This window comes from Streptomyces sp. NPDC037290, from assembly GCF_055603245.1.
The window spans coordinates 239242-259379 of sequence record NZ_JBVJVZ010000002.1 but is presented as its reverse complement, the minus strand read 5'-3'; the positions used below and the strand labels follow the sequence as shown (position 1 = coordinate 259379).

19 protein-coding genes are annotated in these 20138 nt (G+C 72.1%); 5 read left to right on the top strand and 14 right to left on the bottom strand.

Annotated elements, in window-relative coordinates; translation table 11 throughout:
- Nucleotides 1-25: 25 nt before the first annotated feature.
- On the top strand, nucleotides 26-1063 hold the full coding sequence (gene sbnA / locus ACZ7HQ_RS06910; protein ID WP_470985739.1) for a 2,3-diaminopropionate biosynthesis protein SbnA: 1038 nt from the start codon (nucleotides 26-28) through the stop codon (nucleotides 1061-1063).
- On the opposite strand, the gene ACZ7HQ_RS06905 is transcribed toward sbnA, so the two are convergent.
- From ACZ7HQ_RS06905 to ACZ7HQ_RS06865, 9 genes are all read right to left on the bottom strand, one after another.
- Entirely contained in the window at nucleotides 1031-2218 is a 1188-nt protein-coding gene (locus tag ACZ7HQ_RS06905) for an MFS transporter (protein WP_470985736.1), read from the bottom strand. The genes sbnA and ACZ7HQ_RS06905 overlap by 33 nt on opposite strands.
- Nucleotides 2218-2721 (bottom strand): GNAT family N-acetyltransferase, encoded by a 504-nt coding sequence (locus tag ACZ7HQ_RS06900; protein WP_470985733.1) that lies wholly within the window; start codon nucleotides 2719-2721, stop codon nucleotides 2218-2220. Before ACZ7HQ_RS06900 ends, ACZ7HQ_RS06905 begins: the two co-directional genes overlap by 1 nt.
- A complete protein-coding gene (locus tag ACZ7HQ_RS06895) occupies nucleotides 2718-3908 on the bottom strand; it encodes a type III PLP-dependent enzyme (protein ID WP_470985730.1) in 1191 nt (396 codons plus the stop codon). Before ACZ7HQ_RS06895 ends, ACZ7HQ_RS06900 begins: the two co-directional genes overlap by 4 nt.
- Nucleotides 3905-5161, bottom strand: a complete 1257-nt coding sequence (locus ACZ7HQ_RS06890) for a DUF6271 family protein (protein ID WP_470985727.1) — start codon at nucleotides 5159-5161, stop codon at nucleotides 3905-3907. Before ACZ7HQ_RS06890 ends, ACZ7HQ_RS06895 begins: the two co-directional genes overlap by 4 nt.
- On the bottom strand, nucleotides 5158-6192 hold the full coding sequence (locus ACZ7HQ_RS06885) for a phytanoyl-CoA dioxygenase family protein (protein ID WP_470985724.1): 1035 nt from the start codon (nucleotides 6190-6192) through the stop codon (nucleotides 5158-5160). Before ACZ7HQ_RS06885 ends, ACZ7HQ_RS06890 begins: the two co-directional genes overlap by 4 nt.
- Nucleotides 6193-6292: 100 nt before the next feature.
- Nucleotides 6293-7804 carry a glycoside hydrolase family 3 protein gene (locus tag ACZ7HQ_RS06880; protein ID WP_470985721.1) on the bottom strand — a complete coding sequence of 504 codons (1512 nt, stop codon included), beginning with the start codon at nucleotides 7802-7804 and terminating at the stop codon, nucleotides 6293-6295.
- An 8-nt stretch (nucleotides 7805-7812) separates the two neighbouring features.
- A complete protein-coding gene (locus ACZ7HQ_RS06875) occupies nucleotides 7813-8643 on the bottom strand; it encodes a carbohydrate ABC transporter permease (protein ID WP_470985718.1) in 831 nt (276 codons plus the stop codon).
- The gene (locus ACZ7HQ_RS06870) at nucleotides 8640-9638 is read right to left on the bottom strand and encodes a carbohydrate ABC transporter permease (protein WP_470985715.1); all 999 of its coding nucleotides are present in this window, start codon (nucleotides 9636-9638) and stop codon (nucleotides 8640-8642) included. Before ACZ7HQ_RS06870 ends, ACZ7HQ_RS06875 begins: the two co-directional genes overlap by 4 nt.
- Before the next feature lie 99 nt (nucleotides 9639-9737).
- Entirely contained in the window at nucleotides 9738-11021 is a 1284-nt protein-coding gene (locus tag ACZ7HQ_RS06865; RefSeq protein ID WP_470985712.1) for an extracellular solute-binding protein, read from the bottom strand.
- Nucleotides 11022-11345: 324 nt separating this feature from the next.
- Here ACZ7HQ_RS06865 and ACZ7HQ_RS06860 point away from each other — a divergent pair, with 324 nt between their 5' ends.
- Nucleotides 11346-12164, top strand: a complete 819-nt coding sequence (locus ACZ7HQ_RS06860) for a GntR family transcriptional regulator (RefSeq protein WP_470985709.1) — start codon at nucleotides 11346-11348, stop codon at nucleotides 12162-12164.
- A gap of 67 nt (nucleotides 12165-12231) precedes the next feature.
- Here the strand turns inward: ACZ7HQ_RS06860 and ACZ7HQ_RS06855 are convergent, their stop codons facing one another.
- The gene (locus tag ACZ7HQ_RS06855; RefSeq protein WP_470985706.1) at nucleotides 12232-12663 is read right to left on the bottom strand and encodes a DUF6299 family protein; all 432 of its coding nucleotides are present in this window, start codon (nucleotides 12661-12663) and stop codon (nucleotides 12232-12234) included.
- 234 nt (nucleotides 12664-12897) lie between these two features.
- On the opposite strand from ACZ7HQ_RS06855, the gene ACZ7HQ_RS06850 reads away from it, so the two are divergent.
- On the top strand, nucleotides 12898-13101 hold the full coding sequence (locus tag ACZ7HQ_RS06850) for a DUF5999 family protein (protein WP_470985703.1): 204 nt from the start codon (nucleotides 12898-12900) through the stop codon (nucleotides 13099-13101).
- Nucleotides 13102-13110: 9 nt separating this feature from the next.
- Here the strand turns inward: ACZ7HQ_RS06850 and ACZ7HQ_RS06845 are convergent, their stop codons facing one another.
- Nucleotides 13111-13509: a RidA family protein gene (locus ACZ7HQ_RS06845; protein ID WP_470985700.1), complete on the bottom strand. Its 399-nt coding sequence runs from the start codon at nucleotides 13507-13509 to the stop codon at nucleotides 13111-13113.
- On the bottom strand, nucleotides 13506-14642 hold the full coding sequence (locus ACZ7HQ_RS06840; RefSeq protein WP_470985697.1) for an acyl-CoA dehydrogenase family protein: 1137 nt from the start codon (nucleotides 14640-14642) through the stop codon (nucleotides 13506-13508). Before ACZ7HQ_RS06840 ends, ACZ7HQ_RS06845 begins: the two co-directional genes overlap by 4 nt.
- A 271-nt stretch (nucleotides 14643-14913) precedes the next feature.
- Between ACZ7HQ_RS06840 and ACZ7HQ_RS06835 the strand changes: the two genes are divergently transcribed.
- Together ACZ7HQ_RS06835 and ACZ7HQ_RS06830 are read left to right on the top strand one after the other, a co-directional pair.
- Nucleotides 14914-16506, top strand: a complete 1593-nt coding sequence (locus tag ACZ7HQ_RS06835) for an AMP-binding protein (RefSeq protein ID WP_470985694.1) — start codon at nucleotides 14914-14916, stop codon at nucleotides 16504-16506.
- A 15-nt stretch (nucleotides 16507-16521) separates the two neighbouring features.
- The gene (locus tag ACZ7HQ_RS06830; RefSeq protein ID WP_470985691.1) at nucleotides 16522-17334 is read left to right on the top strand and encodes a PaaX family transcriptional regulator; all 813 of its coding nucleotides are present in this window, start codon (nucleotides 16522-16524) and stop codon (nucleotides 17332-17334) included.
- Between the two features lie 11 nt (nucleotides 17335-17345).
- On the opposite strand, the gene ACZ7HQ_RS06825 is transcribed toward ACZ7HQ_RS06830, so the two are convergent.
- Nucleotides 17346-17762, bottom strand: a complete 417-nt coding sequence (locus tag ACZ7HQ_RS06825) for a hypothetical protein (RefSeq protein ID WP_470985688.1) — start codon at nucleotides 17760-17762, stop codon at nucleotides 17346-17348.
- 78 nt (nucleotides 17763-17840) lie between these two features.
- A complete protein-coding gene (locus tag ACZ7HQ_RS06820; protein WP_470985685.1) occupies nucleotides 17841-20132 on the bottom strand; it encodes a bifunctional salicylyl-CoA 5-hydroxylase/oxidoreductase in 2292 nt (763 codons plus the stop codon).
- Between the last annotated feature and the right edge of the window lie 6 nt (nucleotides 20133-20138).

The following is a 20138-nucleotide window of genomic DNA, read 5'->3' as shown; positions in this document are numbered from 1 at the left end:
CCGGCCTGGCACCAGGAGGCCCGCCGTGCCTGTCATTTCCGCTCCCTACGCCTTCAACGAGGGCCATCTCTTCGTCGACCTGGAGTCGATCTGCGGACAGCCCCTCTATCTGAAGTGCGAGGGTTTCAACTTCGCCGGCTCCATCAAGCTGAAGGCCGCGAACGAGATGGTGGAGAGCGCCGAGCGTGACGGACTCCTGACGCCGGACTCCGTCCTCGTCGAGTCCTCGTCCGGGAACCTCGGCGTCGCGCTCAGCATGATCGCCGCCAGCAAGGGCTACCGGTTTCTGTGTGTGACGGACTCACGGTGCAACCTGTCGACCAGGCTGCTGATGGAGGCCCTCGGCAGCGAGGTCCACATCGTGGCCGACCAGGACTCCAACGGTGGCTTCCTGGGCAGGCGCATCGAGTACGTCCGTGCGCTGTGCGCGGCCGACGACCGGTACGTCTGGCTCAGTCAGTACACCAACGCGGGCAACTGGCTGGCGCACTTCCGCACCACGGCCCCGGAGATCGCCTCCGAGTTCCCGGAACTGGACGTCCTCTTCGTCGGGGCGGGCACCACCGGAACCCTGATGGGCTGCGCGCGCTGGTTCCGGCAGTGGCACCGGCCGGTGCGGATCGTCGCCGTGGACGCCGTGGGTTCGGTGGCGTTCGGCGGCGAGCCGGGCCGCCGGATGATCCCCGGCCTCGGCATGAGCATGCGCCCGCCGCTGCTCGACGAGTCGTATGTCGACGAGGTGCTCCGCGTGGAGGAGACGGACACCATCCGGATGTGTCACCGCATGGCCAGACACGGTTTCCTGTTCGGCGGCTCCACCGGAACGGTGGTCAGCGGCGCGACGGACTGGCTAGCCCGGCACGACACCCGTGGCCTGACCGCGGTGGCCGTGGCGCCGGACCTCGGCGAGCGCTACCTCGACACCGTCTACCAGACCAACTGGCTGCAGGACCTGTACGGCGACCACGTGCTCGACGCCGAACTCGCCGCCGAAGCGGTCCGCCGCGTGCCGCGGGAGCCCAGGTCCGCGTCACGGGCGACGGGCCGCCGGCGAAGACCGTAGGGGGACGGCGGCCCGGGGCCGCCACGGGATCCAGGTCGCCGTCAGCGTGACGATCAGCGCGCAGGCGGCGACCGTGGCCATCCCCGGGCCGAGGCCCGCGGCGCCCGCGACGAAGCCGATCAGGGCCGGGCCTGCCAGCAGGCCCGTCGTGCCCATCGCGGCGACGAGGGCGAGCGCCCCGCCGCCGTGTTCGGCGGCGGCGACGTACACGCACGGGGTCACGGCCGCAGCGCCGAGACCGACGCAGGCGAAGCCGAGGAGCGTGGGCACCACCCCGCCCGTGAGCAGGGCGAGGGCGAGCCCGGCGGCGGCCACGGCGCTGCCGGTGCGGACCACGCGGCCGTCGCCCCAGCGGGTGCGCCAGCGGTCCGCGCACACCCGGGCCAGCAGCATCGTCACCGAGACGACCGCGATGCCCAGCGGTGCCACGGTCGCCGAGGCCTTGACGACGTCCTTCAGGTAGAGCGTCGACCAGTCGTTCATCGCGCCTTCGGTGATGGTGCCGAAGGCCATCGCACAGCCCATCAGCAGGGTGGTGGCGGAGGGCGGCGTCCGGCGGCGGCGTCGCCCGGCCCCGTCCGGTGGCCCGGGGTCCGTGGGGGCGAGCAGGCCCGGGCGGGAGCAGACCAGCAGGAGCAGCAACAGGGTGCCCGCCAGGGCGAAGTGGGCCGGGACGGACCCGGTCAGGGTGGTGACGCCGGAGGTCAGCAGGGCGGCGGCGAGCAGGCCGGCGCTGAAGGTGGCGTGCAGCTGGGACATGACGGTGCGGCCGTACGCGGTCTCCAGGGCGGCGCCCTGCGCGTTCATCGCGACGTTCAGGCAGCCCACCGCGACTCCGTCGGCGCAGACGGCGAGCAGCGCGAGCGGATAGCCGGGCACGGCGGACAGGGCCGCCAGTACGGCGACCAGGCAGACGGCGGAGGCGAGGGCCAGGCGGCGGGCGCCCAGGCGGCGCATCAGGACGGCGACGAGCGGGAAGGAGGCCGCCGCGCCGGCTCCGCAGGCCATCAGCAGCAGGCCCACCTCCCCGGCGCCCAGGTCCAGCCGGGTCTTCAGCGCGGGCAGGCGGGAGACCCAGGTGCCGTACTGGAAGCCGAGGAAACAGAACAGCGCCGCTACGGACCACTTGGCGCGCCGGAAGGAGGGGGTGGGCATCAGCTCGCCTTCTGTACGGCGGCGAGCTGCGCTGACATGTACACCGCACGGGGACCGTAAGCGGCGGGGAGGCGCGCCTCGGGGTGGGCGCGGTAGCCGTTGGCCCGCCAGAAGGGCTCCTTGCCGGCGACCGCGATCAGGGACATGGTCCGGAACCCGCGGGCGAGGGCCACGTCCGCCAGCCGGCGGGCCATACGGCTGCCGAGCCCTCTGCGCCGCAGCGGCGCGGTGACGACGAGGTCGTGCAGGTGCAGGTTGGCGGAGCGGTGGGTGGTCTCCTCGGGCCCGGCCAGGTCGGGGTAGCGGAATCTCGGGTAGGGCAGGGCCAGCGCATAGCCCGCGATCCGGCCGTCGAGGTCCAGGACGAGGCAGGTGCCCGCCGCGGCCCGTGAGCGCAGCGCGGCCTCCCCCTCCGTGAGCGCGGTGTCCGCGTACGCCTCCGCTTCCAGGGCCATGACCGCCGGCCAGTCGGGCTCGGTGAGGCCGCGTATCAGGTGTGTCACGTCAGTGGTCCTTCCTGGCCCCGGACGCACACGCACGGCAGCGGGCGGATGCCGTTGAAGCCCTGGGTCATGTAGCTGGTGGCGTAGGCGCCGGCGGAGAGGATCCACACCGGGTCGCCCGAGCCGACGGACCGGGGCACGCGCACCGGGTGCCGGCCGCCGCCGTAGGCGTCGTCGCTGTCGCAGGTGGGGCCGGCGACGATCGCGGAGACGTACTCGTCTGCTCCGAGGTGGTCGTGGCCCGGGAAGAACAGCCGGTGCGTCAACTGGTCCATTTCGTACAGTCCGTTGAACTTCCCGCAGCTCAGGTACAGCCAGTACGCGTCCTCGCCGTCCGGCCCGCGGCGCCGGGTCAGCCGGGAGACGTGGGCGCGGACGGCACCGTGGTCGGCGACCAGGTGGCGGCCTGGTTCCATCACGAGGTCGAGCGGGGAGGAGGTGAGGCCGCGCAGGTGGTCCATGCCCTCGCGGAGCACGGTGAAGATCTTGTCCAGGGGCGGGTCGAGGGGGTTGCCGTGGCGGTCCCGGTAGCCGAGTGCGGGCAGGCCGCCGCCGAGGTTGACGTGGTCGGGCACGATCCCCCGCCCGGCCAGCGCGGTCAGGGTTGCGGCGAGCGTGTCGACGGCCTGCTGCCAGGCCTCGCCGGTCATCTGCTGGGAGCCGACGTGCACGGACAGGCCCGCCGGGGTGAGACCGGCCGCGCGGGCCGTTTCCAGCACGTGGACGGCGTCGTCCGGGGCGCAGCCGAACTTGCGGTTCAGGCCCCACAGGGCGCCGTCCCCGCTGGTGGCGAGGCGGCAGAAGACGCGGGCGCGGGGCGCGTGCGCGGCGATCGCGGTGACGTCCTCGACGCTGTCGGTGGCGAAGGTGCGGACACCCTGGCGGTGGGCTTCGGCGATGTCCCGGTCGGACTTGATGGTGTTGCCGTAGTGGATGCGGTCGGCGGGGGCGCCCGCCCTGAGGGCCTGGCCGATCTCGGCGGGGCTCGCCGCGTCGAAGCCGGCGCCGCGCTCCGCGAGGGTGCGCAGGACGTCGTCGACGGGGCATGCCTTCAGTGCGAAACGGATCCGCACTCCGGGCAACTCGCCAAGCAGCGCGTCGTATTGGCGCTCGATGCCGGTGAGGTCGTAGACGATGCGGTCGGTCGTGGACGCGGCGAGCTCCCCGCGCCCCTGTGCGGCGCTCATGTGCGGGCCGCCGCCGTCAGGGCCGGCCAGGCCTCGATCAGGTGCGCGAAGTCCTCGATGTCCCGTGCCGCCTCGTCCAGTAACCGGCCCCGTTCCTCGGCGAGTCGTTCCGCGAACGCGGCGTAGCGACCGCCCAGTTTGCGGTACGCGGTGTCGACCCGGTCCAGGCGCCAGACGTTCTCGGTGCGGTCCAGGTGCGTGCTCTCCCGCAGGAACTCCACGATCCGGTCGGTGCCCTCGGCGGCCATGCGGTCGTAGACCTGGTGGAAGTAGAGCATCGACAGCAGGAACTTCACGAAACGGCGCTGGTAGGCCGGGAATCCGGTGTCCGTGCGGCGTGCGGGGGTGTGGAAGTTCTCGATGTGCCGGTTGTGCAGGATGCCGGGCAGGCGGGCGTCGTGCACCAGGTGGAGGAGGAAGTAGTCGCTGCCGATGGTGTCGGTGGCGGGTGGCAGCGGAGTGCGTTCGTAGACCGCGCGGTCGAAGGCGATGTTGCACATGTCGACGCGCATCGGGTCGACGACGGTGAGGGTGGAGTGGTCGGAGGTGAACGGGGTCGTGCCCGCTCCCGTGAACGACTCCTCCACCAGCTCCCGTTTACGCTCCTCCGGCCAGTCGGCCGGCGCCCACAGGCTCACCACGTCGTGGTAGACGTGCCCGTCCAGCCGGCGTATCTCGGCGATGTCGACGGAGAGTTCACCGATGAAGGAGGCGCCGGCGAGGGAGACCGGGCGGTGCAGCAGCTCCGGGGCGAGGTCGGTGTGGGTGACCGTGGCGGTGGCCTCGGCGGCGGGGCGGCCGAGGTGCGGCAGCTCATGGTGGACGGGGAACACCGGTCGGCCGGCGTGGAGCTGGTAGGTGCTGTCGGAGTCCCTGCGGTGCAGCGAGTCGCAGCCGAGGGCGGCGGCGAACAGGAAGGCGCGGTTGGTGCAGGCGCCGTAGGAGACGGCCGGCGGGAGCATCAGGTGGAGCAGCCGGTCGGGCTCGGGCAGGCCGGCCGCCTCGATCGTGCGGAGCAGGAAGACGCGCTGGGCGTCCTCGTCGAGGTGGTGCACGGTGACGCCCGGCGTCGGGTGGAGTCCGGCGACGACCCGGGCGTGCTCGGCGCGGGTGCGGGCGTCGGAGGAGTCGAGGATCAGGAGCTCCACGTCGGCGCCGTGGTGGCGCGCGGCGTACGCGGCCTCGGCGTGGATCGCGGTGAGGGTGGCGGAGCAGGCCCGGTTCGTGGGCAGGCAGAGGCAGATGCGGTTCACTGTGCCTCTTCCGCGGGGTCGGTCCACGCGTCCAGGCCGAGCAGTCTTCTGCCGAGGGGGGTGAGCGTGGCGGGCCCGTAGCGGTGGGCCTCCGGCTCGCGGGCGTCGCCGAGGAGGGTGGCGTTCCAGTCGGGCGTCGCGAGGGTGCGCCAGGACTCGACGCGGGAGTCGCGCAGGGCGGTGTGCTCTTCCAGCGCGGGCATCATCGACAGGTACTGGACGGCTCTGACACCGTTGTCGGAGAGGTTCGGTGCGACGCCGTGGGCGAGGAGCCCGTTGAAGATCAGCAGGTCGCCGGCCTGGAGGTCGGGGCGGATCACCGGGAAGTCGGCGCGGTCGGTGCCGGGGCGCACCGGGTCACGGCCGGGCGGCTGCGCCACGCGCCACTCCTCGAAGCGGCGGAAGAGCTCCGGGGCGCACTGGAAGCCGCCGAGTCCGGGCCGGGTGTCGGTGAGGGCGATGACGCCCTGGACGCGCTGCGGGAGCACGGCGAGGGTGGTGTCGACGTCCCAGTGCAGCTCGATGTCGAAGCCCTCGTCGGTGGGTTCGATCAGGGAGCGGGAACGGGTGCGTGTGTTGGGCGGGTTGAGGTTGAGCCGGTCCAGCGTGACCCACAGTTCCTCGCAGTCCCAGACGTCCACGAAGGCGTCGTAGACCCGCTGGGTCTGGCGGCTGTCCCAGATGAGCTGGTGGTGGTAGGCCTCGACGAAGCCGTAGATGAACAGGTGCCGGTCGAGTTCGGAGCGGAACCGCGGTTCCGTGTACCAGGAGTCGGGGGCGTCGGGGTCCAGCCGCTGGAACCGCCAGGCGAACTCCAGGAGTTCCTTGGCCTCGCCCGGGGTGATGGCCTCGCGGACGACGACGTAGCCGTAGGTCTGCCAGAAGGCGAAGTCCTCCTCGGACAGCACCCTGAGGGGCCGGCACTTCTCTATGTGGCGCAGGGGGGTCGGGGCGAGGTAGGTCTCGCCGTCGGCGCTGAAGTAGGGGCGGTCGGAGGCCGCGCGGTGGAGGTGGGGGTGGGGCGTCTGCATGTGGTTCCTCTGGAACACAAGGTGCGGTGGGGATCCGGGAGAACAGCGAGAGCGAGTGGGCCGCCCGCGCATGGGCGGGCGGCCGGTGCGGGCGTTTCGGTCAGCCCGCGGTGACGGCCTCGGCCGCCGCGACACCGCACACCCGGGCGGCGCCGTACGTGGCGATGTGCAGCGCGCCGCGCGGGGCGGCCTGCGGCAGGCCCATCTCCACGACGGTGGTGTCGGGGCGGGCGGCGAGCAGGGTGTCGAGGGCCGCGGCCATCCAGGGGTGCCGGTGTTCGTCGCGGACCACGGCGACGATCCGGCGGCCGTCGGCGGCGGCGAGGGCGGCTTCTCCGGCGCCGTCGCCGGTGAAGGAGCCGGCGGCGGTGCCGGGCAGCAGCCGCTGGAGCTCGGCGGCCACACCCCAGGGGGTCTGGTCGCCGACGGCGATGTTGCGGGCCGGCTCGAACTGGGCGACGTACACGGGTGCGGTGACCGGTGCCGCGGAGCCGGCGCGGGTCACGGTGAGTGCGCGGCGGGCCGCGACCAGGCCGATCTCCGGCGCGGGCTCGGTGTCCGCCGCGCTCCTGCGTGCCTGTGCGGTCCAGCGGGCCAGCGCGCGGACGCGGGCGGCGGCGTCGGCGAGCCGTTCCTCGGGCAGTGCGCCGGAGCGTACGGCGGCCACGAGGGCGTCCCGGAGCCCGAGTACGGTGCCCTCGTCGCACAGTCCGCCGCCGACGCAGATGGCGTCGGCGCCGGCCGCGATCGCCAGGACCACGCCGTGCTCCAGGCCGTAGGTGCCGGAGATGGCGCGCATCTCCATGCCGTCGGTGACGATCAGACCCTGGTAGCCGAGTTCCTCGCGCAGCAGCTCGGTGAGGATCCGGCGGGAGAGGGTGCCGGGGCGGTCGGGGTCGAGGGCGGGGACGAGGATGTGCGCGCTCATGACGGCGCGGGTGCCGGCGGCGATGGCGGCGCGGAACGGGGGCAGTTCACGCTCGTACAAGGTCTTCGCGTCGACGTCGATGCGGGGTACGGCGTGGTGGGAGTCGACGTTGGTGTCGCCGTGGCCCGGGAAGTGCTTGGTGCAGGCGGCGACGCCGGTGGACTGCAGGCCCTCGACCCAGGCCGCGGTGTGCCGGGCGACCAGGTCGGTGCTCGCGCCGAAGGAGCGCACCCCGATGACGGGGTTGTCGGGGTTGGCGTTGACGTCCGCGGAGGGCGCCCAGTCGAAGTTGACGCCGCAGGCCGCCAGGCGCCGGCCCAGCTCACGGGAGACGGCCCGGGTGAGGTCGGGGTCGTCGACGGCGCCGAGGGCGTGGTTGCCGGGGAAGGACGAGCCGGTGCGCACATCGAGGCGGGTGACGTCACCGCTCTCCTCGTCGATGGCGACCAGCAGGTCGTCGCGCTCGGACCGTAGCTGGGCGGTCAGGGCGGCGACCTGGTCCTCGCTGACGACGTTGCGGCCGAACAGGGCGACCGAGGCGAGGCCCTCACCGAGGCGGCGGCGCACCCAGTCGGGCGCGGTGGTGCCGTCGAACCCCGGCTGCAGCACCGCGAGGGCGTCCCGGGTGAGGGTGGTGCCCGCGGCGGAGCCGCTTCCAGACCCGGTGGTGGCGAGTGTGGTCATCGGCGGGGTCATCCCTTCACGGCGCCGTCGGTCAGACCGCTGACAGCCTTGCGTTGCAGGAAGATGAAGAGGATCAGGATGGGCAGCGCGAACAGGGACGAGGCGGCCATCGTGGCACCCCAGTCGTCGCCGAAGGCGGTCTGGAACTGGGACAGCCACAGCGGCAGCGTCTGCTTCTCGATGTCCTTGTTGAGGATCAGGACGAGCGGGAACTCGTTCCAGGCGGTGATGAACCCGAACAGCGAGGTGGCCATGAGGCCTGGCGCGAGCAGCGGGAAGATCACCTTGCGGAAGGCCTGGACGCGGGTGCAGCCGTCGACCATCGCCGACTCCTCCAGCTCCCTCGGCACGGCGGCGATGTAGCCGCGCAGCGTCAGGATGGTGAGGGGCAGCACCATCATCGTGTAGAAGACGGTGAGCGGGACGAGGCTGTTCAGCATGTCGTCGTCCCGCACGATCATGTAGATGGCGATGATCATGACCTCCCAGGGGGCCATCTGCGCCAGCATGAACGTGACGATGATCCCGCGCCGCCCCCTGAACCGCAGCCGGGCCACGGCGAACGCGGCGAGCAGGGCGATGACGAGGGAGAACAGCACCGAACTGAGGGTGACGGTGACGGAGTTGCCGACCAGCGTCCAGAAGTGGTCGGCGTCGACCGCCTTCTTGAAGTGGCTGAGGGTGACGTTCGTCGGGAACCACACCGGGGTGTCGGCGATGATGTCGCCGGTGGGCTTGAAGGCCGTGGCGAACATCCAGTACACGGGGAACACGAAGCCGGCGAAGAGGACGACGGCGGTCGCGTTGGGCCAGATCCGGCCGAAGAGCGAGCGCTTCACAGCTCCTCCTCCTCTTGCTTGAGCACCATGCGCAGGTAGTACGAGGTCAGGACGAGCAGCACCAGGATGGTCAGGAAGGAGATCGCCGCGCCGACTCCGAAGTGCTGGTTGCCGACGCCCTCGACGTAGGCGTAGACCGGCAGGGTCTCGGTGAGGCGGTCGGGGCCGCCCTCGTTCATGGCGAAGACCTGCGGGAACGCCTTGAAGACCCAGATGACCTCGAGGAAGGTCGTGGAGTACAGGAACGGCCTGAGGAACGGCAGGGTCACGGAGGTGAAGCTCTGCCAGGCGCCGGCGCCGTCCAGGGACGCGGCCTCGTACAGCTCCCTGGGGATGGTGGTGGTGGCGGCGTAGAGGTTGATCGCCACGAAGGGGATCGACATCCAGACGATCAGCAGGGTGATCACGGAGAACGTGGAGAACTGGCTGCCCAGCCAGTTGTGGTCGGCCATGGAGTGCCAGCCGAGCTGGTCCAGTACCCAGTTGACGACGCCGTAGCGCTGGGCGAACAGCCACTGGTAGACGGTGGTGGCCGCGATCGTGGGCATGGCCCAGGCGAGCACGAGGCCCACCAGGAGGGTGAGCCGCATCTTCTTGCCGAGGCGGGCGAGGAGCAGTCCGATCAGGGTGCCGAACACCATGATGAGCACGACGTTGGCGGCGGTGAAGAAGATCGTGCGCTCGACGACCTTCCAGAAGTCCGAGCCGGTCAGGACCTCCTTGTAGTTCTCGACGCCGTTCCACTCGGTGAGGTGCTGGATGAGCTGCCGCGGGTTGAGGTTCTGGAACGACAGCATGCCGTTCTTGACCAGGGGCCAGCCGAGCAGGACCACGGTGGCCAGCAGCGCGGGCAGCAGGAGGAGGTAGGGGGCGGCGGCGCCGCGGCGGGACGGGGTGCCCGAGGTGGGTTTCGCACCTCGCGGTGGCGCCGGCACCCGGGCCTTGCGGACAGCGGGCTGACCGGCCGTGTCCGTGCCTTCGGTCTGCACTGACATGAGTTGCCATCTCTTCCGTGGCCGTACGAACTCCCTGTGCCGTATGTGCGAACGGCACAGGGAGCCGGGGGCGCCTGCCGCGGCGCCCCCGGCGGGTCATCAGTTCTGCTGGGCCAGGCGCTTGTTGGTCTCGGCCTCGACGTCCTTGGCGGCCGCCGCGGGAGCCTTGCCGTTCAGCACCGCGGTCATGTAGGACTTGATCGGGTTCGGGGTGTTCTCGACCGCGGCCCACTCCGGGATCAGCGGGGTGGTGCCGCCGACGGCGGCGGCGGGCGCGGCGGCCTCGGCGGCGCCGTTGCCCTTGAGGTTGCTCTGCAGGGACGTCTTGTTCGGGATGACGCCGTTGAGCTTGGACAGCTCGCCCTCGTACTGGTCGGACAGGGCGATCTTCAGGAACTCCTTGGCCAGGGACTGCTTCTTGCTGCCCTGGGCTACGGCGAGGTTGGAGCCGCCGAGGAAGACGCCCTCGGGCTTGTCGGCGGTGGCGCCGGGGATGGTGAAGTAGCCGAGGTCCTTCTCGATGGCCTTGTTGGCCTGGATCGCGGTGCCGGCCTCCCAGCCCATGCCGATGAACGCGCCGGTCCTGCCCTTGGCGAAGATCGTGGCCTGCTGCGGCGTGGCCTCGTCCTTGTCCTTGGGCGCCTTGGAGTAGGAGGCGTACTTCTTGTAGATGTCCATGGCCGCGGCGACCTTGGGGTCGGCGAGGTTGGAGACGTACTTGTCGCCCTGCTTCTTCACCAGGTCGGCGCCCTGGCCGATGGTCAGGCCGTCGAAGAAGTACCAGTTCTGGCCGGGCAGGTAGAGGGGCTCGGCGTCGGTCTTCTTGCCGATGGTGTCCAGGTCCTTGAAGAACTCGTCGCGGGTCTTCGGGGTGGCCTTGATGCCGGCCTTCGCCCAGATCTTCTTGTTGTAGATGACGACGCGGTTGGCGAAGTACCAGGGGGCGGCGTACTGCTTGCCGTCGTACACGGAGGACTGGGAGACCGAGGGCGTCCAGTCGGCGCCGGTCTCCTTCTTGAGGTCGGCGAGGTCGGCGAGACCGCCGGTGGCCGCGTAGGCCGGGGTCTGGGTGTTGCCGACTTCCAGGACGTCCGGCGGGTTGTCCTCGGAGAGGGCGGTGGTGATCTTCTGCTGGATCCCGTCCCACTTCTGGATCTCGAACTTCAGCTTCGCGCCGGTCTTCTTCTCGAACGCGGCCTGGACGTCCTTGGTCCACTGCGGCGGCGCGGAGCCGTCCATGGTCCAGACCGTCAGGGTCTGGCCCTTCCAGCTGCCGGGTCCCGCGTCCTTGCCGCCGCTGTCCTTGCCGTCGTTTCCGCCACACGCCGCAACGGAGACCATCATGCCCGCGATCACGATCGCGGCAGCGAGCTTGCGCTTCACGCCACCCTCCTCAGGGATGCCACTAACCCCCCACGCCCTCGGCGGTGACCTGCGTACGACGCTGTTGCACGTAGGGCTCGGGACCTGGCCACTAATGGTGTAGACCAGTACGGTGGAGCTTGGCCTAGACCTTTCGGGGTGTCAAGGGTGGTCAGGGAAGCCGATTCCGGCCGTTACGAGAACGTCACCGGAGCGCGTCCGTCCACATCCGCCCCTTTCGCCGGGCGTCCGGCCGGACCGGATCCGACGGAGGCGAGTTGGACTAGACCATAAGGCAGTTGGTCGCTATAACGGGAGACCGTCGACACAGCCGGGAAGGCAGGCATGACCACCGACGTCAGCAGCGCCCAGCCGTACTCAGGGGCGTCCGGCCGCACCGCGCGCGTGCCGAAGTACTACCGGATCAAACAGCGGCTGCTCGCCATGGCCGAGGAGTTGCAGCCCGGCTCGGCCCTGCCGGCCGAGCGCCTGCTCGCCGTCCGGTTCGACACCTCCCGGACCACCATCCGGCAGGCGCTCACCGAACTCGTGGGCGAGGGCCGCCTCGACCGGATCCAGGGCAAGGGCACCTTCGTCGCCCACCCCAAGCTGTACCGCACGCTCCAGCTCACCTCGCACACCGAGGACATGCGCGCCCAGGGCCTCACACCCGCCTCGCAGGTGCTGGACATCGGGGAGGTCCCGGCGGACGAGCGGCTCTCGGGCCTGCTCGGCATCGGGATCGGCGAGCGGGTGCTGCGCATCGAGCGGCTGCGGCTGGCCAGCGGCGACCCGATGGCGATCGAGACGACCCATCTGTCCGCACGCCGCTTCCCCGGTCTGCGCGCGTCCCTGGCCACCTATCCGTCGCTGTACACGGCGCTGGCCGAGGTGTACGGCGTCCATCTCGCGGAGGCCGACGAGACCATCGAGACCTCGCTGTCGAACCCGCGCGAGGCGCAGTTGCTCGCCACCGACGTGGGCCTGCCGATGCTGCTGCTGTCCCGGCACTCACGGGACGCGGAGGGCAGACCGGTGGAGTGGGTGCGCTCGGTGTACCGGGGCTCGCGCTACAAGTTCGTGGCCGCACTGCGCCGCCCGGGCACCCCGCTGGTCCGCCGCAGAGCGGCCCCGCCGGACGAGGAGGGCGTCAGCCGCGCCTGAACCAGGGGGCGTTCGGCCAGGGGCCGCGGGCCGGGGTGCGGGGTGGCCGGCCCGCGCCGCACCGCCGTCACTTCCCGCTGAGCGTGACGTCCTTCTCCTGGACGGCGTGGAAGGCCGGCAGCAACAGCAGTCCGCCGGAACGCAGTTCCGTCACCGTGGCCTGGACGTGGGCCTTGCCGGCCTTGATGTCGTCCGGCGAGACCTTGCCGGAGTTCTCCCACCGGTGCTCGGCGCCGTCACACTCCGCGGCGCTGCCACCGATGCCGTACACGATCTTGCGGTTCTTGTCGGCCTGGCTGATCGAGGAGCTGACGAAGGCGATGCCCTCGGCCCCGGTGCACCGGTAGGTGCCGGAGAGGGTGACGGTGCCGTCCTTGGTGATGTGGCCGGTCTTGTCGACGGTCACGGTCTCGGACGCGTCGGCGGTGGCCGGGGCGACGGCGGCGCACAGCAGGGCCGCGGTGCCGAGGGCCGCGGCGAGGGCGGGGCGTGCCGGCATGGGGTACCTCCCGGTGTTGGTGGGCTCAGGGCCTCCACTGGTACCGGGCGGCCGGGCCGCGAGGCGTGACCGTCACTCCTTCGGTGGCGCGTCATGGGAACGTACGGGAGTTGTCCGCATGTTGTCACGCTTCACGGCGGGCGGTACCGGTGCGTTCACGGCGGGAGGATGGTCTGTGTACGGGGGTGGTGGCCGAACCGGCCGCTTCCCCCACAGCCGATGTGGAGGTGCGCCATGTGCTCCTGTCCGTCCTCCTCCGCCGGATGTGCCGCGTCCCGTACCGGCACGCCGCACCCGGTGGCCGCCCACCCCGAACAGGGCTGGACCCTGCTGTGCGACGGCTCCATCGTCTTCGACGACAGCGGGGAGCTGCACCCGGACGGCAGCGTGGTCCCGCCCCGCCGGGTCCCGGCCGAGCGGCTCGCGGTGGCCGCCTGATCCGGCCCGCTACGGCAGCACGGCGAACCCGTCCAGCTCCACCAGCGCCTGCTCGTCCCACAGCCGTACGACCTGTACGACGGCCATCGCGGGATAGTCCCGGCCCGCCAGGGTGCGCCAGATCCGGCCGAGTTCCGGGGCCTGGGCGCGATAGGCGGCCACGTCGGTGGCGTAGACGGTGACGCGGGCGAGGTCGGCGGGGGTGCCGCCGGCCGCGCGCAGGGCGGTGAGGAGGTTGGTGAGGGCCCGCTCGAACTGCTCGGGGAGCGCTGCGCCGGCGATCTTGCCGTCGGGGTCGAGGGCGGTCTGGCCGGCCAGGAACACCACGCGGGAGCCGGCCGCGACGACGGCGTGCGAGAAGCCCGTGGGCGGGGACAGCTCGGGCGGGTTGACGCGCTCGGTGCTCACCGGGCCTCCTCCTCTTGTGCCGTGGCGTACAGCTCCTTGGCGATGATGCCCCGTTGGACCTCGCTCGCCCCCTCGTAGACGCGTGGGGCGCGCACCTCCCGGTAGAGGTGTTCGAGCAGGTGGCCGCGGCGCAGGGCGCGGGCGCCGTGCAGCTGGACGGCGGTGTCGACGACGTACTGCGCGGTCTCGGTGGCGAGCAGCTTGGCCATGGCGGCACGCCGGGGGACGTCGGGGGCACCCTCGTCGTGGGCGGTCGCCGCCGCGTAGACCATCAGCCGGGCCGCCTCGGTGCGCAGCGCCATCTCGGCGACCTGGTGGGACACGGCCTGCAGGTCGCTCAACGTCCCGTGGAACGCCTCGCGTCGCCGGGTGTGCGCGACGGTCGCGTCCAGTGCCGCCTGGGCCATGCCGACCGCGAAGGCGCCGACGCTGGGCCGGAAGAGGTTGAGGGTGCCCATGGCGACGGCGAAGCCGCGGTCCCTCTCGCCGAGCACGTCGTCGGGGCCGACGGGTACGGCGTCGAAGTCCAGGGCGCCGATGGGGTGCGGCGAGAGCATCTCCAGTGCGCTGCCGGTGAGCCCGGGCCGGTCGGCCGGGACGAGGAACGCGGTCACGCCCCTGGCTCCGGCGCCGGGTGTGGTGCGGGCGAAGACGGTGTAGAAGTCGGCTTCGGGGGCGTTGGAGATCCAGCACTTGGCGCCGGTGAGCCGCCAGCCGTCGCCGCCGTCGGGCTCGGCAGCGAGGGACAGCGCGGCCGCGTCCGAACCGGCCCCGGGCTCGCTCAGCGCGAACGCGGCGACCGCGCTGCCGTCGGCGACCCGGGGCAGCCAGCGCTCGCGCTGTGCGGGGCTGCCGTGGGCGTGCACCGGGTGGGCGCCGAGGCCCTGCAGGGCGAGGGCGGTCTCGGCCTCGGTGCAGGCCTGGGCGAGGGACTCGCGCATCAGGCACAGGTCGAGCGCGCCGGAGGTGAACAGGCGCGCCAGCAGCCCGAGTCGGCCGAGTTCCGCGAGGAGCGGCCGGTTGACGTGGCCCGGTTCGCCCTTGTCGGCGAGCGGGCGCAGCCCTTCGGCGGCCAGCGTGCGCAGCTCGGCACACCAGGCGATCCGCTCCGGTTCGAGTGAGAATGCGGGCACTGCCGGTCCTCCCTCCGGGGCGGCCCGTCAGGGCCGTACCCCGTCGCCGTCCGGGTCGGTGCCGCCGGGGCCCTTCCCGTCCTGTTCCGGGGGCCGTTGTCCGGCTCCCGGCTCCACTGCCGTCCGAGGCGGACGTCCCCACCTCCGACGTTATCGCGCAAGCTTGACTGCCGTCACCAACACGATACGCTCGATTCGCGAGCCCACCAGGACGCCGGTGCCCACCACGACGCCCGTCTCGACGCCAGCCACGGCAAGGGGGCGAACCGCCATGCATCGCTCGGCCCATGTCGACACCTTCGCGCGCGACCACCTGCCGCCGCCGGACGAGTGGCCCGAGCTGCTGTTCGACCTGCCGGAGCTGCGTTACCCCGATCGGCTGAACTGCGCCGCCGAACTCCTGGACCACACCGATGCGTCCCGCCCGGTCTTCCACGTCGTGGACGGCCCCAGCTGGACGTACGGCGACCTGCGCGGGCACGTCGACCGGATCGCGCACGTGCTCACCGGCGACCTGGGCGTGGCCCCCGGCAACCGGGTCCTGCTGCGCGGCCCCACCACCCCCTGGCTCGCCGCCTGCTGGCTCGCCGTGCTGAAGGCGGGCGCGATAGCGGTCACCGTGCTGGCCCAGCAGCGCCCGCACGAGCTGGCCACCCTGTGCGGCATCGCCCTGGTGCGGCACGCGCTGTGCGACATCCGCTCGGTGGACGACCTGGCGAAGGCCGGCATACCCGGGCTGCGGATCACGACGTACGGCGGCGACGGCCCCGACGACCTCCTGAACCGCCCCGGGCCCGGCACGCCGTACCCGGCGGTCGACACCGCGGCCGACGACGTGGCCCTGATCGCGTTCACCTCGGGCACCACCGGTCGCCCGAAAGGGTGCATGCACTTCCACCGGGACGTGCTGGCGATCGCGGACACCTTCTCGAAACACGTGCTGCGCCCCCGGGCGGACGACGTCTTCGCCGGCAGTCCCCCGCTCGGCTTCACGTTCGGCCTCGGCGGTCTTGTGGTCTTCCCGATGCGGGCCGGCGCCAGCTCCCTGCTCCTGGAGGACGCGGGCCCGCGCCGGCTGCTGCCCGCGATCGCCGAGCACCGCGTCTCGGTCCTCTTCACGGCCCCGACCGCCTACCGCGCCATGCTGGAGCTGCTGGACGGGTACGACCTGACGTCGCTGCGGCGCTGTGTGTCGGCCGGCGAGAACCTGCCCGCGGCCACCTGGCGGGCCTGGCACGGACGCACCGGCCTGCGCGTCATCAACGGCATCGGCGCAACGGAACTGCTGCACATCTTCGTCTCCGCCGCGGACGAGCGTATCCGGCCGGGCACCACGGGCGTCCCGGTGCCGGGCTGGCAGGCGCGGGTGCAGGACGCGCACGGCACACCGGTGCCCGACGGCGAGCCCGGCCTGCTCGCCGTGCGCGGTCCGGTCGGCTGCCGCTACCTCGCCGACCCACGGCAACGGGAGTACGTGCGCGGCGGCTGGAACGTCACCGGCGACACCTACGTCCGTGAGTCCGACGGCTACTTCCGCTATGTGGCCCGCGCCGACGACATGATCATCTCCGCCGGGTACAACATCGCCGGACCGGAGGTGGAGGACGCGCTGCTACGGCACCCGGACGTGGTGGAGACAGCGGTCGTGGGCCGGCCCGACGAGGCCCGCGGACAGGTCGTGGTGGCCTACACCGTGCTGCGCGACGGGGCCGCCCACGACCCGGAGTCCCTGCGCGCCTTCCTCAAGTCCGAGCTGGCGCCGTACAAATGCCCGCGCGAGTTCGTCTTCCTCGACGCCCTGCCCCGCACGGCCACCGGAAAACTGCAGCGGTTCCGGCTGCGCACCGAAGGTGACCGGCAGTGATGCCGACGACCTAAAATGATCAACGTGTCCGAGCAGCACGCCCCCAGGTCCCTCATCGTCACGCTCTACGGCGCGTACGGCCGCTTCATGCCCGGCCCGGTGCCCGTCGCCGAGCTGATCCGGCTCCTGGCCGCGGTCGGCGTGGACGCGCCCTCCGTCCGCTCCTCGGTGTCCCGGCTCAAACGGCGCGGTCTGCTGCTGCCGGCCCGCACCGAGCAGGGCGCCGCCGGCTATGAACTCTCGCCGGACGCACGCCAGTTGATGGAGGACGGCGACCGGCGCATCTACGCGACCGCGCCGGTGGAGGACGCCGGCTGGGTACTCGCGGTGTTCTCGGTGCCCGAGTCGGAGCGGCAGAAGCGGCATGTGCTGCGCTCCCGGCTGGCCGGCCTGGGCTTCGGCACGGCGGCCCCCGGCGTGTGGATCGCCCCGGCCCGGCTGTACGAGGAGACGCGGCACACCCTGGGCCGGCTGGGGCTGGATCCGTACGTGGACTTCTTCCGCGGGGAGCACCTGGGCTTCGCGCCCACGGCCGAGGCGGTGGCCCGCTGGTGGGACCTGGCCGCGATCGCCAAGGAGCACGAACGCTTCCTGGACGCGCACGCCCCGGTCCTGCGCGCCTGGGAGCGCCGGCCGGACACCCCGCCGCAGGAGGCCTACCGCGACTACCTCCTCGCCCTCGACTCCTGGCGCCACCTGCCCTACGCCGACCCCGGTCTGCCCACCCGGCTGCTGCCCGCCGCCTGGCCGGGTGTGCGCTCGGCGGAGGTGTTCCAGGGACTGCACCACCGGCTGCGCGACGCGGGGGCCGAGTTCGCCGGGGTGTGACGGGCCGGTGCTCAGAAGCGGCGCAGCCGCATCGCGACGCCGTGCCCGACCGCGAGGTAGAGCACCGCGGGCAGCCCGTAGTCGAGCAGGACCCGGAGGTTCTCGGTGTCCGTCGTGAAGACGTCCTGCGACCACCAGGCCAGCGAGTCGGCCGCGTCCTGCACGAACCCCACGAAGACGTTCGCGTGATTGGCCTGCAGCAGGTACAGCAGGATCCACAGGCCCAGGAACGCCGCCGCGACGTCGGCGACCGAGTGGATGACCAGTGCGGCACGCCGGGTGCCCGAGCCGTCCCTGCGGCGCTGCGGGGCGGGCGCGGCGGGCGGCGCCGGGGGTTCCGCGTACCGCGCGTACGGGGGGTCCTGGGCCTGGGCGTGGCCGTATCCGTATCCGGGCGGCTCGGGCAGCGGCGGCCTCGTGTCAGTCATCGCGGTCTCGATCCCTGTGCGTCCTGTGTCTTCCGAATGGCTCGAAAGAACCTAGACAGGCGCCGATAACGGGGCGCGTCAGGAGCGGTGCGGATCGCGTGGAGGGTGTGTGAGCGACAGCCGCGGCTTCGGGGCGTCCGTGCGGCCGGTCCGGGGGCGCCTGCTGCCGGCCCGGTAGGGGGCGGGCCAGACGGCGCCGGGGCCCTCGTAGCCCTGCTCGGCCGCCGCGTGCAGGGTCCAGTGCGGGTCGTACAGGTGCGGACGGCCCAGCGCGCACAGGTCCGTACGCCCGGCGAGGATCAGGGAGTTGACGTCGTCCCAGGACGAGATCGCGCCGACCGCGATCACCGGGACACGGGCCCCGTGCCGGATCCGGTCGGCGAACGGCGTCTGGTACGACCGCCCGAACTCCGGCCGCTCCTCCGCCACCACCTGCCCGGTGGAGACGTCGATCGCGTCGGCGCCGTGCTCGGCGAAGGCGCGGGCGATCTCCACCGCGTCCTCGGCGGCCGTGCCGCCCTCGGCCCAGTCGGTCGCGGAGATGCGCACCGTCATGGGCCGCTCGGCCGGCCACACCGCGCGTACGGCGTCGAAGACCTCCAGCGGGAACCTCAGGCGGCGCTCCGGCGAGCCGCCGTAGGCGTCGGTGCGGTGGTTGGTGAGGGGCGAGAGGAAGCCGGAGAGCAGGTAGCCGTGCGCGCAGTGCAGTTCCAGCAGGTCGAATCCGGCGCGGGCGGCCCGCCAGGCGGCGGCGGTGAACTGCTCGCGGATGTCGGTGAGCTGGGCGCGCGAGAGCTGCCTGGGGGTCTGGCTGCCGGGCTTGTACGGCAGCGGGGAGGCGGCGACGAGCGGCCAGTTGCCGTGCGGCAGCGGCTCGTCCATGCCCTCCCACATCAACCTCGTGGAGCCCTTGCGGCCGCAGTGGCCCAGCTGGACGCCGATCGCAGTGCCGGGTGCCTCGCGGTGCACGAAGTCGGTGACGCGCCGCCACGCCTCGGCCTGCCGCCCGGTGTACAGCCCGGCGCAGCCCGGCGTGATCCGGCCCTCCTCGCTGACGCACACCATCTCGGTCATGACGAGCCCGGCCCCGCCGAGGGCCCGGGCGCCGAGGTGGACGAGGTGGAGGTCGCCGGGGACGCCGTCGGTGGCGGAGTACATGTCCATCGGCGACACGACGACCCGGTTGCGCAGGGTCAGTCCGCGCAGCCGGAACGGGGTGAACATCGGGGGCGTTCCGGGCGGGCAGCCGAACTCGCGCTCGACGGCCCCGGTGAAGCGGGCGTCGCGCAGCCGGAGGTTGTCATGGGTGACACGGCGGCTGCGGGTGAGCAGGTTGAAGGCGAACTGGCGGGGCGGCTGGCCGAGGTACAGGCGCAGGTTCTCGAACCATTCCAGGCTCGCCCGGGCCGCCCGCTGGGTGGAGGCGACGACGGGTTTGCGCTCCTCCTCGTACGCCGCCAGCGCGCTCGGCACATCGGGGTGTTCCCGGAGACAGGCGGCGAGGGCGAGGGCGTCCTCGACGGCGAGTTTGGTACCGGAGCCGATCGAGAAGTGCGCGGTGTGCGCGGCGTCGCCGAGCAGGACGACGTTGCCGTGCGACCAGTGGTCGTTGACGACCGTGCGGAACGTCGTCCACGCCGAGTTGTTGGAGCGCAGGGGCCGGCCGCGGAGCGCTTCGGCGAAGATCTTGGCGCAGCGCTCGACGGACTCGTGCGGAGTGACGTCGTCGAATCCCGCCGCCTGCCAGACCTCCTCGCGCATCTCGACGATCACGGTGGAGGCGTCGGCCGCGTACGGGTAGCCGTGCAGCTGCATCACGCCGTGCTCGGTCTCGGCGATCTCGAAGCGGAAGGCGTCGAAGGGGAAGTCGGCGGCGAGCCAGATGTAACGGCAGCGGTGTGCCGTCAACCGGGGTCCGAACGCGGGTGCCCAGGTCTCGCGGGTGGTGCTGTTGATGCCGTCGGCGGCGATGACGAGGTCGTACTCGGCGGAGAGGGTGTCCGGGTGGGGCGCCTCGGTGGAGAACCTCAGGTCCACGCCGAGCAGGCGGCAGCGCTCGTGCAGGATCTCCAGGAGGCGGCGCCGGCCGAGCGCGGCGAATCCGTGGCCGCCGGAGCGGTGTGTGGCGCCCCGGTGCACGATGTCGATGTCGTCCCAGCGGACGAAGTCCCGTTGCAGGGCCTCGTGGACCACGGGGTCGGCGTGTTCGATGCCACCAAGGGTCTCGTCCGAGAGGACCACGCCGAAGCCGAAGGTCTGGTCCGGGGCGTTGCGTTCCCAGACCGTGATCTCACGACCCGGGTCGAGCCGTTTCAGCAGCGCCGCCGCGTACAGGCCGCCGGGGCCACCGCCGATGACCGCCACACGCATGAAGGG

Bases quoted from the DNA above. Each gene is read 5' to 3' on its own strand.
- ACZ7HQ_RS06905 (WP_470985736.1), bottom strand. From the start codon at position 2,218: ATGCCCACCCCCTCCTTCCGGCGCGCCAAGTGGTCCGTAGCGGCGCTG.
- ACZ7HQ_RS06895 (WP_470985730.1), bottom strand. From the start codon at position 3,908: ATGAGCGCCGCACAGGGGCGCGGGGAGCTCGCCGCGTCCACGACCGAC.
- ACZ7HQ_RS06885 (WP_470985724.1), bottom strand. From the start codon at position 6,192: ATGCAGACGCCCCACCCCCACCTCCACCGCGCGGCCTCCGACCGCCCC.
- ACZ7HQ_RS06880 (WP_470985721.1), bottom strand. From the start codon at position 7,804: ATGACCACACTCGCCACCACCGGGTCTGGAAGCGGCTCCGCCGCGGGC.
- ACZ7HQ_RS06870 (WP_470985715.1), bottom strand. From the start codon at position 9,638: ATGTCAGTGCAGACCGAAGGCACGGACACGGCCGGTCAGCCCGCTGTC.
- ACZ7HQ_RS06860 (WP_470985709.1), top strand. From the start codon at position 11,346: ATGACCACCGACGTCAGCAGCGCCCAGCCGTACTCAGGGGCGTCCGGC.
- ACZ7HQ_RS06855 (WP_470985706.1), bottom strand. From the start codon at position 12,663: ATGCCGGCACGCCCCGCCCTCGCCGCGGCCCTCGGCACCGCGGCCCTG.
- ACZ7HQ_RS06850 (WP_470985703.1), top strand. From the start codon at position 12,898: ATGTGCTCCTGTCCGTCCTCCTCCGCCGGATGTGCCGCGTCCCGTACC.
- ACZ7HQ_RS06835 (WP_470985694.1), top strand. From the start codon at position 14,914: ATGCATCGCTCGGCCCATGTCGACACCTTCGCGCGCGACCACCTGCCG.
- ACZ7HQ_RS06830 (WP_470985691.1), top strand. From the start codon at position 16,522: ATGATCAACGTGTCCGAGCAGCACGCCCCCAGGTCCCTCATCGTCACG.
- ACZ7HQ_RS06825 (WP_470985688.1), bottom strand. From the start codon at position 17,762: ATGACTGACACGAGGCCGCCGCTGCCCGAGCCGCCCGGATACGGATAC.
- ACZ7HQ_RS06820 (WP_470985685.1), bottom strand. From the start codon at position 20,132: ATGCGTGTGGCGGTCATCGGCGGTGGCCCCGGCGGCCTGTACGCGGCG.